At 38.7% G+C, this 17008-nt stretch carries 19 protein-coding genes and 1 pseudogene; 2 read left to right on the top strand and 18 right to left on the bottom strand.

All coding sequences use genetic code 11. The annotated features are described in order from the left end of the window. Genes ABKA15_RS04645 through ABKA15_RS04655 form a run of 3 tightly spaced genes read right to left on the bottom strand, consistent with a single transcriptional unit; the run spans position 1 to position 2169 of the window. A complete protein-coding gene (locus tag ABKA15_RS04645; RefSeq protein WP_003043000.1) occupies positions 1-471 on the bottom strand; it encodes an 8-oxo-dGTP diphosphatase in 471 nt (156 codons plus the stop codon). Between the two features lie 36 nt (positions 472-507). Beyond that, complete coding sequence (locus ABKA15_RS04650; protein ID WP_049513377.1) at positions 508-1161, bottom strand: uracil-DNA glycosylase; 654 nt, start codon at positions 1159-1161, stop codon at positions 508-510. Positions 1162-1182: 21 nt separating this feature from the next. After that, positions 1183-2169, bottom strand: coding sequence for a Gfo/Idh/MocA family oxidoreductase (locus ABKA15_RS04655; protein WP_049513380.1), 987 nt, complete (start codon positions 2167-2169; stop codon positions 1183-1185). 280 nt (positions 2170-2449) lie between these two features. On the opposite strand from ABKA15_RS04655, the pseudogene ABKA15_RS04660 reads away from it, so the two are divergent. After that, positions 2450-3387, top strand: a pseudogene (locus ABKA15_RS04660) (IS30 family transposase). A gap of 77 nt (positions 3388-3464) precedes the next feature. Continuing rightward, positions 3465-3623: a hypothetical protein gene (locus tag ABKA15_RS04665; RefSeq protein ID WP_185952229.1), complete on the top strand. Its 159-nt coding sequence runs from the start codon at positions 3465-3467 to the stop codon at positions 3621-3623. A gap of 143 nt (positions 3624-3766) precedes the next feature. Here ABKA15_RS04665 and ABKA15_RS04670 read toward each other — a convergent pair whose 3' ends face one another. The 15 genes from ABKA15_RS04670 to ABKA15_RS04740 form a co-directional block, all read right to left on the bottom strand. Then, positions 3767-4453, bottom strand: coding sequence for a DUF805 domain-containing protein (locus tag ABKA15_RS04670; RefSeq protein ID WP_225620253.1), 687 nt, complete (start codon positions 4451-4453; stop codon positions 3767-3769). Between the two features lie 80 nt (positions 4454-4533). Further along, positions 4534-6762: a DNA internalization-related competence protein ComEC/Rec2 gene (locus tag ABKA15_RS04675; protein ID WP_049512791.1), complete on the bottom strand. Its 2229-nt coding sequence runs from the start codon at positions 6760-6762 to the stop codon at positions 4534-4536. Further along, positions 6746-7450, bottom strand: a complete 705-nt coding sequence (locus ABKA15_RS04680) for a helix-hairpin-helix domain-containing protein (protein WP_049512789.1) — start codon at positions 7448-7450, stop codon at positions 6746-6748. Before ABKA15_RS04680 ends, ABKA15_RS04675 begins: the two co-directional genes overlap by 17 nt. Positions 7451-7631: 181 nt before the next feature. Then, the gene (gene smpB / locus ABKA15_RS04685) at positions 7632-8099 is read right to left on the bottom strand and encodes an SsrA-binding protein SmpB (RefSeq protein ID WP_049512786.1); all 468 of its coding nucleotides are present in this window, start codon (positions 8097-8099) and stop codon (positions 7632-7634) included. Beyond that, positions 8062-10395 (bottom strand): ribonuclease R, encoded by a 2334-nt coding sequence (rnr, locus tag ABKA15_RS04690; protein ID WP_049512784.1) that lies wholly within the window; start codon positions 10393-10395, stop codon positions 8062-8064. Before rnr ends, smpB begins: the two co-directional genes overlap by 38 nt. A gap of 91 nt (positions 10396-10486) precedes the next feature. Next, complete coding sequence (secG, locus tag ABKA15_RS04695) at positions 10487-10720, bottom strand: preprotein translocase subunit SecG (RefSeq protein ID WP_003024744.1); 234 nt, start codon at positions 10718-10720, stop codon at positions 10487-10489. A gap of 39 nt (positions 10721-10759) precedes the next feature. After that, a complete protein-coding gene (gene rpmG, locus ABKA15_RS04700; RefSeq protein WP_003024746.1) occupies positions 10760-10909 on the bottom strand; it encodes a 50S ribosomal protein L33 in 150 nt (49 codons plus the stop codon). Further along, the gene (locus ABKA15_RS04705) at positions 10893-12098 is read right to left on the bottom strand and encodes a multidrug efflux MFS transporter (RefSeq protein WP_080984151.1); all 1206 of its coding nucleotides are present in this window, start codon (positions 12096-12098) and stop codon (positions 10893-10895) included. Before ABKA15_RS04705 ends, rpmG begins: the two co-directional genes overlap by 17 nt. 236 nt (positions 12099-12334) lie before the next feature. Beyond that, positions 12335-13300, bottom strand: a complete 966-nt coding sequence (locus ABKA15_RS04710) for an NAD(P)-dependent alcohol dehydrogenase (protein WP_049512783.1) — start codon at positions 13298-13300, stop codon at positions 12335-12337. Next, on the bottom strand, positions 13278-13889 hold the full coding sequence (coaE, locus tag ABKA15_RS04715; protein ID WP_350015311.1) for a dephospho-CoA kinase: 612 nt from the start codon (positions 13887-13889) through the stop codon (positions 13278-13280). The genes ABKA15_RS04710 and coaE overlap by 23 nt, the downstream gene beginning before the upstream one ends. 3 nt (positions 13890-13892) lie before the next feature. Continuing rightward, entirely contained in the window at positions 13893-14717 is an 825-nt protein-coding gene (gene mutM / locus ABKA15_RS04720; protein WP_049512781.1) for a DNA-formamidopyrimidine glycosylase, read from the bottom strand. A gap of 7 nt (positions 14718-14724) precedes the next feature. Next, complete coding sequence (locus tag ABKA15_RS04725) at positions 14725-15168, bottom strand: GNAT family N-acetyltransferase (RefSeq protein WP_049512798.1); 444 nt, start codon at positions 15166-15168, stop codon at positions 14725-14727. Between the two features lie 8 nt (positions 15169-15176). Continuing rightward, complete coding sequence (locus ABKA15_RS04730; protein WP_049512780.1) at positions 15177-15701, bottom strand: DUF664 domain-containing protein; 525 nt, start codon at positions 15699-15701, stop codon at positions 15177-15179. 53 nt (positions 15702-15754) lie between these two features. Continuing rightward, positions 15755-16225, bottom strand: a complete 471-nt coding sequence (locus ABKA15_RS04735) for an NUDIX hydrolase (protein ID WP_049512779.1) — start codon at positions 16223-16225, stop codon at positions 15755-15757. Between the two features lie 2 nt (positions 16226-16227). Continuing rightward, a complete protein-coding gene (locus tag ABKA15_RS04740; protein WP_049512778.1) occupies positions 16228-17004 on the bottom strand; it encodes an alpha/beta hydrolase in 777 nt (258 codons plus the stop codon). Between the last annotated feature and the right edge of the window lie 4 nt (positions 17005-17008).

A 17008-nucleotide genomic window follows, 5' to 3' on the forward strand; every position in this document is an offset into this window, starting at 1 on the left:
TTATTCTCCATAAAAATCAACATGACTCTCCACTAATTTATCCCCTTTATAGGAAAATTTAGCCGAGAAGAATGGTTTATCTTCTAAAATCCAAGATAGAAACGTATGATCTCCTTCCCAAGTCGGTTTGGACAAAACTTGTTCATAAGGCACCCATTCCAAAGTCCCTTCATCGCAGTCAATCAATTCTCCCTCAAATTCTGTCGCTTTAAATACGTACGTGTACCAATCATTATCAGGTGTAAAATCTGGAAACGTGATAATACCTTTTAATACTGGCTTATTGACTCGCAAGCCTGTTTCTTCTAAGATTTCTCTTACAGCGCACTCCTGCGGCGTTTCACCTTTCTCTAACTTACCCCCAACACCAATCCACTTACCAGCATGGACATCATTAGGCTTTTTATTTCGATGTAGCAATAAAAATTCTTTGCCGTTGTCAATGTAGCAAATCGTTGCTAATTTAACCATTTTTCTCCTTTAAAAAATACTACTATATAAAACTACTTACAATAACCAATTTATCGGTTCTATCCCTTGAGACGTTAGAAAGGCATTTGTTTTAGAAAAAGGTTTGCTACCAAAAAATCCACGATGAGCTGAGAGAGGGCTTGGATGAGGAGATTCTAAAATGAGATGTCTAGGATTAGTGATCAAGGCTTTTTTCTTGCGTGCATAAGAGCCCCAGAGTATAAAGACAACAGGTGTATCTTTTTCATTGACAATCTTAATCACAGCATCCGTAAACGGTTCCCAGATTTGACCAGCATGCCCGTTTGCTTGCCCAGCAGGAACGGTCAAACTGGCATTCAACAGCAAGACTCCTTGCTGTGCCCAAGGTGTCAAATCATGAGATTCTTTGATGCCAATATCATCTGCTAACTCTTTCAAAATATTTTGAAGAGAAGGCGGTGCTGGAATATCATCTGGTACTGAAAAGCTCAGCCCCTGCGCTTGACGCGGACCATGATAGGGATCTTGCCCCAAAATCACTACTTTTACATCTGCTAAATCCGTCGTTTGAATCGCATTAAAAACTTTTTCACGTGGTGGATAGATTGTCCCTGATGAATAAACTTGATTTAAAAAGTAATTGATTTTACCAAAATACCCTTCAGGCAATTGCTGCTTAATCAAACTATGCCAAGCTGAATGTTCCATTGTTTCTCCTGTTCTGTATCGTTATTTTTCTTCCTCTGGATAAGTCATACCCCACTCTTTTCGCAAATCTGTCATGATTTTCATGACATCACAGCTGTAATCCAAATGCATCTCATTTTTGTCGCCAGCTACTGTTGCTTCCATATCAAGAACTTCATACATTAAAGCTTCGCTCGTCTTTCCCGTTTCAATGATTTCTTGATGCCCATCTTCAGTATAAGTAATAACCGCCTTTTGTCCTCTAGGATATTCATACATTTCAATGTAGCCCTTATCATAAGCAATTGTTCCACGCTTGGGCTGTTTAGCATGGAGGCTCAAGGTCAAAGTCGCCATTTCTCCTTGGGCATTCGTTAGAAGAATCCCTGCTTGCTCATCGACACCCGTTGGTGCAAATTTCACTTGCGAAAGGACTTGGTTAGGGCTAGATGTCATAAACCACCGAACAAATGACAAGGCATACACGCCAATATCTAACAGTGCACCGCCAGCAAGCTGACGATTAAAGAAACGATTGGTCATATTGTATTCTTTGTAGCTACCAAAGTTCATTTGAATCATTTTTAAATCACCCAATTGACCACTGGAAATGATGTTGTTCAATTGTCGATAGATTGGCATGTGGTAAATCGTCATCGCTTCTGCCAAAACGACGTGTCCTTGCTCGGCTAACAAAACTGCTTCTTCCAATTCTTCTGAATTTAACGTAATGGACTTCTCACATAAAACATGTTTTCCGTTTTTTAATGCTTTTCGTAAAAAATCAATATGCGTATTATGTGGCGTGGAAATGTAAATAATATCCACATTTTCGTCCTTAAATACGTCATCAATCTGATCATAAACTTTTTCAATACCGTATTTTTGTGCAAAGTCCAAGCCTTTCTGATGTGTTCGATTAGCAACAGAATAGAGCTTTCCACCTAGCTGCTGCAAAGCCTGTGCCAATTCATTAGCAATCACACCCGTACCTAAAGTCGCCCAATTGTAGCGCACTTTGTTTTCCATAGTCTTTCTCCTAGCTACATGATTACTTTTATCATACCAAATTTTCCTTCATTTAGCTGACTTTTTGTGTAGAAATCAATTGCTTTAGTGAAGAAAAAGTAGCACTTCTTTTAAACATTTCAACAACATTCAAAAGCAATGCTAGCATAACTCTCTACAGACGACATACATTATCTCAAATAATATGATAAATTGTAAAATATAGTGCAACAAAAAAACTCATAGCGTTTCATTGGTGTAAACTGTAAGTAACCACACAAACAGAACCCGAGGAAAAACTATGAGCTACTCCCATCTTACCATAACCGACCGAATAAAGATAGAAACCTACTTAGAATTAGGTTTGAAAGCTTGCCAAATTGCAAATAAACTTGGAATCCATAAGTCTACTATTTCAAGAGAGTTAAGACGATGTCAAAATGGTTATTCCGCTACCTTAGCACAGGAACAGTACGACCGCAGGGCTAAACAAAAGGGTCGGAAGTCTTGTTTGACACCAAAGTTGAAAAAGGAAATTGAGACCGGTTTAAAATCCTCTTGGTCACCTGAACAGATTTGCGGCCGCTATCAGCTTGAACAAAAGCCAATGGTTGCTTTTAAAACTATCTATAACTGGGGCTCTATGCTGGTTTGATTGATCTGGATTTAAGCGTCCTTCGTCGTAAAGGAAAGACTCGACAACCCATAGAAACACGTGGAAGATTTAGGATTGGCACGTCGATTGCCAAACGTCCTAAAGAGGTCAGGAATCGTGAGACCTTTGGTCACTGGGAGCTCGATACTGTGGTGTCTTCCAGAGGCAAAAGTAAGGGGTGTTTAGCGACCTTTCTAGAGCGAAAAACGCGTTTTTACTTAGCTTTCAAGATACCAGATAGAACAGCCAAATCCATGTTTTCAGCCATCGAACAACTTTGTAGGCTACTTCCAAAAGAGGCTCTTAAAACCTTCACTTCAGACAGGGGAAAAGAGTTTGCCTGCTATCCTCTGGTAGAGAACTTAGGAATTTCCTTTTTCTTTGCGGATGCCTATTCATCCTGGCAGAGAGGAAGCAATGAAAACGCAAATGGCTTACTAAGAGAATATTTTCCAAAGAAAACAGATTTAGCCGCTATCTCTGATGAGGCTTTGAACAAGGCCTTATATGATATCAATCACCGACAACGAAAATGTTTAGCTTACAGAACTGCTTGTGAAGCTCTAGTGGATGAGTACGAGTAAACGTTGCACTTTTTATTGCAATTTATCATATAAAAAGATTCACCTGTGTTATAATGAAGACAGAAAGGAAGTTTATTATGTGGTCTTGGTTTATTGTATTTTTACTTTTGATTATTGCTTTATTTTACCTTTCAAATATCATAATAAAAACTATTATCGGATTTGGATTATTTATTTTTGCGATTGCTATCATTTGCCTTATCATTGATTTTCAAAACGATCCAAATAAAGACTAAAAATTGGCTTAAGTAAGTCATTTTTCTAATGGGATAAATGAGATATAAGATTGGCTTATTCAGGAGTAAATTCATAAAAATGATATTAAAAAAAATCGTCATTTCTAAAAAACACCCCAATGCATTATTGGAGCGTTTCTAGTTTAGTTATCTTCAGAGATAGCTGAGTCCAACTCTTTCTCATCTGATTGAACAACTTGTTCTGGAGTTTCAGTTGTAATCGCAGATTCTTGTTGAGATTGAGTTGGTGTTGTTTCGGGTTCAACTGCTTGTTCTTGTGGTTGAGTAAATTGTTGTGCTTGAACAGGTTGTTGCTGAGGTTGTGCTTGTTGCGTTGTAAATTGTCCTTGGTAAACCATAGGTTGTACTTTAGTTGGCATACAAAGTAGGACAATTAGAGCGATAGAACATGGTAACATAGCAACAGCAGCCAAAATATTTAAAATTGGAACCCACATCAAAAGTATAGGAGCTGCATATAAAAAGATAAATGCCCAATGATAGCCAGCATCCCGCAAACGACGCACAATAATCGCCAAATTTGGGATTAAAGTTGCTATCCCAAATAAACTCAATAAAACAAAGACGAAAAGTGTAGAACCTAATCCAGCTATAAAGACGCTTGGATCAAAACCACTCCCTCCTTCATAGTAAGCTGCTTGTTGAATAGCACTGAAAATTGCTGTCATAATCGCTCCAAAAGCTATTATCACAAATGGAAGGGTAATTAAAGCATTGCATAAAACAGACCACCAATAGTCAGATCTAGTTGATTTTCCTTCAAAATCAGCATAGTGAGTCCAAAACTTTTTATAAGCTGTAAACATCATAAATCTCCTAACATTTTAATTTCTAATAGAATATCATACTTTTCCTAATAAATCAACGGAAATTAATTTTTAGAGAACAATTACTTGATCATCTCTAATCGCCAGTTTGTCCACCCTGAAAATTTAACTGCCCCTTGTTCATCTGTCCGATAGACCTTAGCAGGCAATTGTGCAAATCGCTCTATTGTATCTTGACTTGGTTGCTTAGATTGATTATTTTTCCCAACAGAAATGAGCGCAACTGCGGGCTCTATTTGCTGTAAAAACTTTGAATGTGATGAATTTTTGGCTCCATGCTGTCCGACTTTCAAAACATCTGTTTTCAACTTTGGATAATGCTGCATTAACTTTGCTTCGCCCTCTTCTTTCAAGTCGCTCGCAAATAAAAATCTTGTACGGAAAAACTGACCATATAAAACGATCGAATGGTCGTTCTTGCTAGCACTCGAAAGAACTTTCAAATGATGATCAAAAATAGGAAGTTTGTCGCCTTGTTTTACAACATGAATGAATGTGTTTATTTTCCTTAATTTCTCTAGAAAATCTGCATTGCTTAGACTACTTCTGGAAATATAAATTTTCTTTATTGCAAATTTTTTAGCAACTTCTAATACATCTCCTGCATAATCTGGATTAGGATTTGTTAAGACTAAAGTATCAATCGTATCTACACCACGACTTTTTAAGTAAGGAATCAAAGTTTTCTCTGCATTTGAGCTAGTCGCTCGTTTTTGCCAAGCTTCTTTTGTTCTAATTTCCTCACGTCCACCAACATCAATCAATACATTTCGTCCTTTCCAGTCTCTCAGAAAAATACTATCTCCCTGCCCAACATCCACCATTGTGATCTCATTTTGCAAAGGAAATTTATTTATGAAAAAGAGCAATGAAAGAAACAAACTAAGAAATATTACCCATTTTTTATTTTTTCTAATATCATACAAAATAGCCAGTACAAGTAGCATAACAATCAGCAAAAGCGGACTGGGTTGCCCAAAAACGATTGGTCTGCTAAAGACACTTGCTATCCAACGAATGCTATTTTCTAACCCTTCAAATAGAAAATTGACCTGAGTTAGCTTTATCAAAGGCGAAGAAATAAAAATCAACGTCAAGCCTGGCAGCATCATTGTATCGAAAATCAGTGAAAAAACAAATGTCAACAAAATAGACCAAGGTTGAAATTCACCAAAGTAAAAGATTAGAATCGGTAAAACACCAAGCGAAATGACACTGCTCTCTACAACAATCTTTCGCCAAAAAGTCAGACTTTCAAAATCTATCACACTAATAACAAAAGCATAGGCACAGGAGAGAACTCCTCCTGCCGTTAAAAGAAAAGATGGCATAAGCAAGGACAACACCATTATTGTTAAAGCAAAATTATCTAACTTAGTGATACCATGTTGCGACAATAATTTCTGAACTAAGCTCCGTACAACGGATACTGAAAATCCAGTCATTCCCGCATAGAAGAAAGAAAATGGATATTGGCATTTATGGACCATTTCCTGTGTAAGACCCAGCCTTAACAGCAACTTACGAAAACCCTCCATAAAAAAGCCAACTTGCATGCCAGACAGCGCAAATAAATGAATAATCCCCAAGCTAGAGTAAAGATTGTTCATTTCATCGAAGTCTGTATCCAAGGCACCAAATAAGAGTCCTGTCATGTAATTACTCATCGGATTTGGAAAATGCTTCTTGATAAATACCAGTACTTTTCTTCGCCAGCTAGAAAGCCACTCAAAAGGGTGCAAGCTGATTCTATCTTGGCTCGATAAAATGGTATCCACTTTTAAAATTCGATAAATCCCTTGCGTTTTTAAATAGGATTGGTAATCAAAACCAGCAAAATTACGCTTCTTCTCAGGGATTTCAAATTCCCCTTCAACGGTCAATATAACCAGACTAGAGAGATTTTGAAAAGCCAACTGTTCTTCCTTTGATTTCAATTTGTAGTAAACTTGATAAGTCTGCCCATTTGTTTTACCACGGAAAGAAAGTGAATCTCCATTTACCTTAATCGTGTCGGGTAGAACTGCTACTTGTCTTACGGGAGAAGGTTCTACTTTCGTCTTCTGCTCTACCATTTCCCTACGAACAAAGAAAAAACCAGCAAAACAAGAGAGGATCATGAAGGTCATGAAACATTCTTTCGGTGAATAAAAGCGAAAAAGACGAATCACCAGAAAGATAAAACCAAGACAAGCTAACCAACTACTTTGGTAGATTGCAAAATACAACCAGACAAGCAAAAAAGCTATGTAAATTGGCTTAATCGGAAATCTTTTAATCCACTGTGACATATTCCTTCAATTTCTCTAGTGTTTTAGCACCTACTCCTGATACATTTTTCAGGTCATCAACGGAATTAAATTTCCCGTTTGCCTCACGATAATCTAAAATATCTTGTGCACGTTTTTGACCAATACCAGAAATGGTCTGCAGCTCAGATAAATCAGCTGTATTTAGATTGACCTTATTCCCTTTTTGCGATGCGACTTCACTAGTTCCTAACGTTGAAGATTGTCCTGTTCCACTTGCAACACTTGTCGCATTCTCACCAACAGTTGCCACATAAACAACAGCTTCATCTGTTAGTTTTTGCGCCAAATTGATAGACTTGCTGTCAGCATCTGTCGTTAAACCACCCGCTTTTTGAATTGCATCATTGATACGGCTAGTCTTTTTCAGTTGATAAATACCTGGATTTTTGACTGCACCCTTGACATCTACGGTTAAAAATTCTGATTCTTCACTTGAACTCGTTTGAGTCTCTGCTTTTTCTTTCTGTGAGTTTTTCTTCGTTCCAGTTGAAATTTCTTCTGATTCTGTTTTAGAACTAGCAACTGTTTCCTGTGCGAGCTCTGCTACATTTGATTGTCTACTAGATTGACCATTTATCATAAAAAATCCTGCTATTATCAAACCAATCAAACTTAAACCAATCAAAATTTTATACTCTTTCATCTTTTCAATGATTGTCTCTAACATCTTTCCTCCTCAGTTGAATGAAAATTTGCTTTATCTATTTATTCGTAAAACAAATAAAAAAGCCGAAAAAATTTCTCAGCTTTTGCCATGTTAGAAAAGGGTTTTTGAGAAAGATTGACCAATCAACTACCTCGAACTACTAAAAAATCGGAAACAACTTCCGATTTTTATATCTCGTACATTATCTCACATTATAAGCCTTCATCGTCCGAGCAATGTCTCTATTTTGCTCACGACGTTTAATGGATTCACGCTTATCATAGTCATGTTTCCCTTTAGCCAATCCTAAAAGTAACTTGGCATAACCGTCCTTAAGATAAACTTTGAGGGGAACCAAAGTCATTCCAGTTCCTTTGGTTTTCTGCTCTAATTTCTGGATTTGCTTTTTATGCAATAGCAATTTTCTCCTACGTTCAGGATCTTGATTCCAGATATTGCCCTCTTCATAGGGAGCGATGTGAACATTACTAAGCCAGACCTCTCCGTTTTTGACTTGAGCAAAGCCGTCTTTCAGGTTAATTCGTGCAGCCCGCACACTTTTGATTTCAGTTCCGGTCAGAACCATGCCCGTTTCAATCGTATCAACAATGGTATAGTCGTGTCGTGCTTTTTTATTTTGCGCTACGACCTTTCCTTCTCCCTTTGCCATTCTTGCTTCCTTTCTTTACCACTTCTTTATAAAAGGGTTTCTTGCCCTTGTTTTTCTTTGATTTCTTATCCCTAGAAACTTTTTCTTTCGGAGACTTGTCTCTTCGTCCTCTGTTATCTTGATGCGACTGTTGACGCCTATCACGATTGGATTGCTTTCTCCTTTCAATCACATCATATTCACTAGGTAGGTATTCGAAGTCAATCTCTCCCGTAGCCTTATCAGCCCGAACTAGCTTAATGTGAATCTGTTGACCGACACGGAAAACAACACCTGACTTTTCGCCCTGCAAAGTTAGATTACGTTCATTGTAGTGAAAAAATTCTGGCAAGTTGGTTACATGAATCAAGCCTTCAACTGTATTGGGGAGTTCAACAAAAAGACCAAATTTAACAACACTAGACACGATACCGTCAAATTCTTCTCCGACAAACTCTTCCATAAACTCAGCTTTTTTCATAGCTTCTACTTCTCGTTCAGCCTCAATAGCTCGCCGCTCCCGACTGGATGACTGACTAGCAATATCTGGGATGACTTGTTCAAAATGCTCTGCTATTTCTTTAGAATGCCCATAATCGCGCACCATACGGTGAACCAAAAGGTCTGGATAACGGCGAATTGGACTAGTAAAGTGGGTATAAAACTCGGCAGCTAGGCCATAATGACCGTGATTGTGCTCTGAGTAACGAGCCTGCTGCATGGAGCGCAAAAGCATCATAGACAGCACTTCTTCATAAGGCTGACCGTGGACTGCTTTCATAATATCCTGAAGGGCAGATTGGCTCATAGAGTTAGCAGTTCCGTAAACTCGAACGCCAAAAGTAGAAGCATAATCAATAAACTTCTGCACTTTCTCAGCTTTAGGTTCTTCATGAATCCGATAGATAAAGGGCAGGTTTAACGTAGCAAAATGCTCTGCTACTGTTTCATTGGCGACTAGCATAAAGGACTCAATCATACGCTCCGCAAGTCCACGCTGGCGTAAAATAATATCTACTGGACGTCCAGTCTTATTGACCAAAATTTTAGCTTCTTTCGTATCAAAATTGAGGGCTCCACGCTTAAACCGCATCGTTTCTAAAATAGTATGAAGTTCTGCCATTGCTTCAACGCTTGGAACAATTGCTTTAAAAGCCGCTCGCTTTTCTTCGTCTCTAGCAATCATGTCATTCACATCGCTATAAGTCATACGAAAAGTAGTTTTAATGATTGTTTGTGTAATGGTATGCTTGACAACTCGACCTTTTTGATCAATCTCCATGATAGCTGATTGCGTCAGTCGATCTACATTAGGATTGAGCGAGCAGACGCCATTTGACAGGCGCTCAGGTAGCATTGGTACTACACGGTCGGTGACATAAACCGATGTCGCTCGGCTGAGGGCTTCCTTGTCCAACTCAGATCCTTCTTTGACATAGTAAGAAACATCTGCAATATGAACTCCCAGTTCAAAATGTCCATTTTTCAGCTTCTTGATATGAACTGCATCGTCCAAATCTTTCGCATCTGCCCCATCAATGGTAAAGGTAATTTCATTACGCAGATCTAAACGACCTTCTAAATCCTTTTCAGACAACATCTCTGGAATCGTTGATGCTTCCTTCAAAACTCTTTCTGGAAACTCAGACACAATGTCCATGGACTCCAAAACTTCCAGAACATCAATCCCCGGATCGTCCTTATGACCGACCACATCTAAAACAGTAGCAACAAAAAAGTCATGCTTTTTAGTTGGATATTTATCAATCTCTACTTTTAAAATCTCTGTTCCATCCAAAACCAAAGCTGGTTTCTTGATATAAATAGGTTGACTGATTTTCTGATTTTTTGATCGAATATAGCCAGCATACTTAGGCTTCTCTTCGTCTAAGATAAGCTGACCCACTGCTGTTTTCAAGCTGTGTTCCAAAACATCAATAACCTTCGCTTCAGCAGATGTTCCCTTGCTGCGATCTGCAATCTTAGTGATTGAAACTTCTACCGTATCACCATCAATCGCATAGTTGACATCATTGCGACCAATAAAAAGATCATCCTCTTCTTCATTTAAGGTAACAAAACCAAAGCCATTTTTATGGGCGTGAAAGGTCCCTTTCAAAGTAAGCATTTGCTTTTCTTTGTGAAGCTGGATTTTGCCTGCATTACTAAAGCTCAGCTGACGCTTTCGTTCCATTTCAGAAATCGTTTTAACTAGGTTTCTAAAGTCTTTTGCTTTTTCTTTTCCTAATTTTTGTGCCAGTTCATCTATGCTAGCTTCTTTTTTCTCTCTTAAATAGCTTAAAATTTCTTCTTTCATTATTTCCTTTTCTCTTATGTTTTCTAAACTTTAAGTTGCCTTTTCTCATCTACTGCAGAAAAAATAGGCAAAGACAAAGTCAGAGCCCATTTTATTTACTAGATAAGATTGTCAGCATTAGTGCAATCAACAACCAAAAGAAAACCATCACTCCCGTCAAACGCTGCATAACTGCTTCAAAGCCTCTTGCTTTTGGTCGTTCAAACAAATCTCCTGCACTTGCGTCAAATACATTACTTGATTGATTTTTTGTAGGTTGCATAAAAATTGCGATTAAAATAAATACTGATAAAATCAATAAAATGGTTAATAATAAATTATACATATCAAACTCCTTAAAATCTCATCTATTTTACCATAAAATTTATTTTGATTCAAGATGTAAGGTCACTTTTCTCTCTTTAGGGCAATACTTTAAGACTTCAACTTTCTCTGGATGAGTCTTCATATTTTTGCTTGTTAAATAATTCTGACTACCACAACTTGAACATTTTAAATTAATCTTTACCCGCACTGACTTCTCTCACTCCTAAATACTTTCTAAAACTAAATAATAAAAAGAAAAAATCCAATAATGCTAAGCCTGCTGTACTATAGAAAACCCAATGATAGCCAAAATGGACAGAAATCATTGAGCCCATTAGAGGACCAATAACACCTCCAATATAGAAGAATGTTTGATTGTAACTAAAAATTCTGGAAATACCTTCTTTGGGAGTGATTTTATTTAGCAGAGAGCTAACTCCAGGCAAAAGCGCCCCCGTTCCCAGACCAAACAGGAAACGATAAATTCCCAATTCAAGCGGCGTACCAGCCCTCGCACAGAAAATATAAATTACAAAACTATATAAGAGAGCCAGCAAGAGCAAACGGTGATTTCCCATTTTATCTCCTAGTTTTCCCAGCCAACTAGAAGAAAATATACTTGAAACTCCCATAGCTGAAACGATTGCACCAGATACTAGCAGCAGATTTTCTTTTTGCCCTAAAGAGCGAATATAAAGTGTCAAAATAGGGGAAATGGACTGCCCAATCATCTGAATCACCATGCTAGTAATGAACAAACCAAAAAGGATTGATTTTTGAGGAATTCGTTGAAATAGTTGCTTGGTCGAAACTTCTTTTTCCTTAGAGACAGGATGAAAATCTTCTTTTATCCCAAAAATGGTCCACAAAGTAACAACAAACAAGAAAAATCCAACCAAAAGGAAGACATTTCTCATTCCCAAACTCTGAGCAATCATTCCTCCTAAAAGAGGTCCCATCAGCGTCCCCGCTACGACACCTGTTGACAATGTTCCCAAAGCATATCCAGAGTGCTTTTTAGGCGCTTGACTAGCAATCAATGCCGTGCTATTTGGTACATAACCAGAAAACACCCCATTTAACAGTCTCAATACAATGAGCCAAAATACATTTGGCACAAACGCCAAGCCTCCCATGGTAAAAGTCATTGCAAAAGCAGCTCGAATCATCATGGGCTTGCGGCCATATTTATCAGCTAAACTTCCCCAGACAGGAGATAAAAGAGCGGCTGTCAAAGCTGTGCTCGAAACCGCCAAACCTGAATAAAATTCAACCATGGAGCCTCTAGCACCTAATTCTTCCACATACAAAGACATAAAGGGAACCACCAGTGACAGGCTAGCACCTACAAAAAAGTTCCCTAGCCAAGCAATCCATAAATTCCGTTTCCAATTCACTTGATTCTTAATAAAATCATCTTCTTTCCAACTTGTTTATAACACAGAATAATAAACATCACTCTGCCTTTTTAATTCTTCTAAAAATCCTAGTTGTGCACTTTTAATAATTATTTTCTCAGCCAATCTTTAAAAATTTTTTTATAATCAATGTTCAATTGACACAATTAATCAATCTATTAGAATACTTTGAGCATCATCTGAATGATAGCCTATCTAATATGATGTTATCTATACTAAAAATGCATTCTTAAAGCAATCTTTCCTTGGGGGTGTTCGTTCATCACATATTGGATAGCTTGTGAAACCTCAGTAATGGGATAGGTCTTATCAATGAAAGGTTTGATTTCTTCCTTCATCACTAACATCTGCATTTCATTATAATAAGCTGCTCTTGGTTTTAGAAAGTAACTAAAATAACGAACTCTTTTTGAAAAGAAAGATTGCAAGAATGAAGCAGGCAGATAGCTCGCTCCTACACCTACTAGAATACCCTCTTTCTTCAAATGTGCCTTTAGTATCTTCAAATCAACATGTCCATTAACAGCTAAAATGAGATCATACTTTCCCGCCGCTTTCTCAAAGTCATCATGTTGATAATCAATGACTCTATCACATCCCAAATCAGTTGCCATCTTCAAATTGCGCTGGCTGCATACACCTGTGACAGATGCTCCTAAAACTTTGGCGTAATACACTAAAAGGTGCCCTACACCACCCGAAGCACCATAAATTAAGACACTCTGACCAGACTGCAATTGCCCTGTACATAAAGCGCCTATGGCTGTCTTAGAGGCACTAGCTAAAACAGCTGCTTCTTCATATGAGAGGTAGCTTGGTTTAAGTACAGTCTGCTTTTCTTCCAGTAAAGCATATTCAGCCCAAGCTCCGAAAGCCATGAAACCTAATGTTTGACCAAAGACCTCATCTCCTTTTTTAAAGTTTTGAACTTGTTCTCCAACTGCTTCGACCTGCCCTGAAACTTCACCTCCCAAAATTTTTCCTTTACCTCCAAAAAGAAGGGTTGCTCGAGCAAACAGAGACAGTTTTTCCCTTTTAAAGCGCTCATAATCAACATTATTGAGAGAAGAATAGTTTACTTTCACTAGAATCTGGTGTTCCTTAGGAATTGGGCGTTTTCTCTCTTGTACTTCAAAAGCATTCCCCAAATCGCCTCCTCTATAAACCATTGCTTTCATCATTTCTTAATTTCCTAAGATTCTTATCAATCTGTTCTATCAGCTCTTCTAAATTGCCATCATTTTTGATTACAAAATCTGCATAAGGAACTTTATTCTCCAGCTTCATCTGACTGGCAAGGCGCTGCAACGCTTCTCCTTGTGAATAACCATTTCGTGCCTTCAGCCGCTTGATTTGTGTCTCTGGATTCACGTAAACCAGCCAAACCTCATCAAACCAGTCTGCATAATCCTGCTCAAATAAGAGCGGAATATCCATAAAGAAAGTCTCCTCAGTCTTAGCTAGTTGGTCGCGTCGATCGGCTAGCTCTTGCCGAATGATAGCATTTTGTAGCTGGGAAGATTTCGCTAAATTTTCTTGGCTGGAAAAAATGAGCTGAGACAGTTTAGGACGATCAAGCTCACCTGCTTCGTTCAAGATAGCAGATCCTAGCCATCTGACCAATGCTTGATAGAGTTTACCGCCTTTCGCCTGCAATTCATGAACCACCTGATCCGCATCAATAACCTGATAGCCCTTTTGCATGAGATAATCTGTGACCGTTGATTTGCCAGAAGCAATACCGCCTGTAATTCCGATTATTTTTGCCATGTCCTACCTCATTTTTTGACAATGTGGACAAAGGTGAGTTCCACGACCAGCTAGTTTGATTTTTTCAATTTCGTGACCACATCTAGTACAAGGTTGGCCTGTTTTTCCATAGACTTGCAAGAAATCCTGCATGGTTCCGTCTTCTCCCAAAGCATTGCGGTAGGTGCGAATGGTTGAACCGCCTTTTTCAATACCTAGCTGCAAGACTGCAATAATCTGCTTGCGCAATTCCTCTGCTTCTCCAGCGGTCAAACTTTGAGCTGCTCTTGCCGGATGAATCTGCGCCCGCCATAATACTTCATCTACATAGATATTGCCAAGACCAGCTACTAAAGTTTGATCCAACAGGTAAGGTTTAATCAATTTCTTAGATTTTTTCAGAGCAGCTTTAAATGGTGGTAAATGAAAATCTGATTCAGTCGGTTCTGATCCCAGCCTTCGCTCAGTAAAATAGGATGCTAATCTCTCTTTTCTTAACAACTCCATCGTGCCAAATTTCCGAACATCCTGATAAACGAGCCTACTACCATCTGTAAAATGAAAAATTACATGAGAATGCTTCGTCAACTGGACCTCTTCAGGGTAGAAAAGATACTTTCCTTCCATGCGCAAATGCGAAATCAGCACCCAATTCGTCAAATAAAAAATTAGATACTTACCCCGCCGCCCAACAGCATTGATGCTTTGTCCCGGTAAATCCAAGACAAAAGCATCTGCCCCTGTTCCAATCATCTTGGCGTAACGGACATCTACCTTTTCAATCTCTTTTCCTTTAACCAGTCGCTCTAAACCACGGCGTACCGTTTCTACTTCTGGCAGTTCGGGCATGAAATCTTTATCCTTTCTTATCCAAATGTAACATATAATGCACCGTTCGACTTATTTCTTCAAATCCTGTCTTCTTGTGAAAAGCTTGACTGACTGCATTGTCTATATCACAATCTGAAGCTAGCTGAGATGCTCCTTTTTCTGTCGCCCACGACTGAGCAAAGTCAAGAAGCTGAGTAGCAATACCATGTCTTTGAAAAACAGGTGCTACCGCTATGCCTTCAATATATGCGACAGGAAGTTGCTCTGCTCCTTCCACATACTCCGAACGCATAGATAAGCTGACCCAAGCAACGGCTTCTCCTTCTATGTAGTACAAAAATTCATTAGGAAATTTTCCTTCAGAAAATGCTGCTAGTAATTTCTTTTTCTCTGTTTTCCAAACTAAATGAGCAAAGTAAGCCCAGTCAGCTAGATGAGATTTTTCGACCGCTCGAACTTCCCCTACCATTACCTTTTTCAATCTTCTCTTCCTAGCAGGCGGCGAGCATAGATTGCCTGACCTGAATGCATAGCAGCATCGTCGATGATAGATACTAAACGATTCCCACGCTTAACTGCTGGAGTCCAATTCTCATCAACAACATCGTCCAAACTGTCTTCATTCACCTCTGATAAATAAGCAATTGTTGCCGCAACCGCATCAGACAGATAGCCTTTGAGCAACTCAATATCTGTCACCACAACTTTATGCGCTTCTTGAGGAGTATGGTGCCAATCTTCCGTATCATCTAGCAAATCCAAGGCAAACTTTTTCTTCCAACCTTTAGAGAACCAGACTGGCTCGGTCTTAGCTAAATCAGCAATCTGAAAATCCAGCTCCCGCGCCGTATGCCAAGTCAACCAAGTCACAGACTTAATGGACGGAACTGTATTTGCAACCGGAAAAGCATTTACTTCTTCCACAGATAAATTATCCAGCACCGATAAAAAACGCTCCTCGACTCGTTCCACGTTTTCTACTAAAAGATTTACAAATTCCATTGCCCTACCTCCTTAAAAAATAAACCAATCACGGATTATATGTCAATCTCAACTCAATGTCCCATAGCAAAGTTGTCATCAAAATACTCAGCTAACATCAGGCGATGCTTACTACTCACAGATTCTAAATTCTCAATTTCTTCCTTAGAAAAGAAACGCAGGCGTAGAGTTTCTTCATTGTGAAAATCTGCAATATTCACTGATGAAACCGCCACCAGCTCATAGATGAAGACAACCGTCTGCACCGCATCACCATTCGGATAAACTTCCTCGAAATTACTGTAAACATTGAGAAAACGAGTAGCTTCTACCTCAATGCCTGTTTCTTCAAAAAACTCACGCTTAGCAGTATCAAGAGTGGACTCACCAAGTTCCATTGCTCCGCCTGGAATAGCCCATGTTTTCTTATCACCGCGTAGTTGTAACAGCACGCGTCCCTCGTCATCTGCTAAAATGCCGCCAGCAAAGGTCAGAATAACCTTGTCATGCCCAACCTTTGATCGAATATAAGAAATGTAGTCCATATTTAGAAACCTTTCAATTTATCTGGAAATAATCCGTCTTGAAAAAAGTAACGGAGTAATTGTATATGCGTGTCAATATCACTAAACAACCAAGCATGCCCTTTATTTGGATAATAGGCACAATCACTCAGTCTGTTTTTTCTTGCAAATTCTTTATGAGATTCATGAATAGTCTCAAATTCTTTACCGCCCGAAACAAAGAAAACAGGATTGTCGAAATTTGCAGTAATCCTCAGCAGATTTGCCTGTGACATTGCTCGGCGAAATGATTTAGCAGAATCCCTTTGCAAATCCATTATAAAACGACGATAGCTCTCTTCAGTGACCCCATCATCCTGCATCATCTTGGTCATCAAATTAGCAACTATTTTCGTGTTTTTAAACAGCGACATGATGTAAACACCAGCTATGACTTTGCGGTAGCCTTTTATAGGGTGGTGACTAACACCATCAACAATCGCTCTATCAAATAAATCAGCATGTTTTTCCAACAATTTAAGAACGAGACTGCCTCCCAACGATAATCCAACAAGGTGTGGCTTGCCGTGAGCCCTGTTTTTGATGATATCAGCAATCATTTCTGTAACATCATTAAAATTTGTCCACCCAATGTCGCGGCTAGAACAATGTCCAGGCAAATCAACAGCTATACAGTGAAAATCATTTTTTAACTCAGTGATATGATGTGCCCACATCTGACTGCTAGAACCAGACGCATGCAAAAGGACAATACTCTTATCATTTTGCTGTCCTTTTTCTACAACAAATAATGACCTTATCTTC

It is taken from the genome of Streptococcus sp. KHUD_010 (assembly GCF_040207525.1).
GTDB lineage: Bacteria > Bacillota > Bacilli > Lactobacillales > Streptococcaceae > Streptococcus > Streptococcus hominis.

Excerpts from the sequence above, each read along its gene's own strand:
- ABKA15_RS04735 (WP_049512779.1), bottom strand. The coding sequence starts at position 16,225 with ATGGACTACATTTCTTATATTCGATCAAAGGTTGGGCATGACAAGGTT.
- ABKA15_RS04725 (WP_049512798.1), bottom strand. The coding sequence starts at position 15,168 with ATGGTAGGGGAAGTTCGAGCGGTCGAAAAATCTCATCTAGCTGACTGG.
- smpB (WP_049512786.1), bottom strand. The coding sequence starts at position 8,099 with ATGGCAAAGGGAGAAGGAAAGGTCGTAGCGCAAAATAAAAAAGCACGA.
- coaE (WP_350015311.1), bottom strand. The coding sequence starts at position 13,889 with ATGGCAAAAATAATCGGAATTACAGGCGGTATTGCTTCTGGCAAATCA.
- ABKA15_RS04670 (WP_225620253.1), bottom strand. The coding sequence starts at position 4,453 with ATGATGTTTACAGCTTATAAAAAGTTTTGGACTCACTATGCTGATTTT.
- ABKA15_RS04655 (WP_049513380.1), bottom strand. The coding sequence starts at position 2,169 with ATGGAAAACAAAGTGCGCTACAATTGGGCGACTTTAGGTACGGGTGTG.
- mutM (WP_049512781.1), bottom strand. The coding sequence starts at position 14,717 with ATGCCCGAACTGCCAGAAGTAGAAACGGTACGCCGTGGTTTAGAGCGA.
- secG (WP_003024744.1), bottom strand. The coding sequence starts at position 10,720 with ATGTATAATTTATTATTAACCATTTTATTGATTTTATCAGTATTTATT.
- ABKA15_RS04730 (WP_049512780.1), bottom strand. The coding sequence starts at position 15,701 with ATGGAATTTGTAAATCTTTTAGTAGAAAACGTGGAACGAGTCGAGGAG.
- ABKA15_RS04665 (WP_185952229.1), top strand. The coding sequence starts at position 3,465 with ATGTGGTCTTGGTTTATTGTATTTTTACTTTTGATTATTGCTTTATTT.
- rnr (WP_049512784.1), bottom strand. The coding sequence starts at position 10,395 with ATGAAAGAAGAAATTTTAAGCTATTTAAGAGAGAAAAAAGAAGCTAGC.
- ABKA15_RS04645 (WP_003043000.1), bottom strand. The coding sequence starts at position 471 with ATGGTTAAATTAGCAACGATTTGCTACATTGACAACGGCAAAGAATTT.
- ABKA15_RS04650 (WP_049513377.1), bottom strand. The coding sequence starts at position 1,161 with ATGGAACATTCAGCTTGGCATAGTTTGATTAAGCAGCAATTGCCTGAA.
- ABKA15_RS04710 (WP_049512783.1), bottom strand. The coding sequence starts at position 13,300 with ATGATGAAAGCAATGGTTTATAGAGGAGGCGATTTGGGGAATGCTTTT.
- ABKA15_RS04680 (WP_049512789.1), bottom strand. The coding sequence starts at position 7,450 with ATGTTAGAGACAATCATTGAAAAGATGAAAGAGTATAAAATTTTGATT.
- ABKA15_RS04675 (WP_049512791.1), bottom strand. The coding sequence starts at position 6,762 with ATGTCACAGTGGATTAAAAGATTTCCGATTAAGCCAATTTACATAGCT.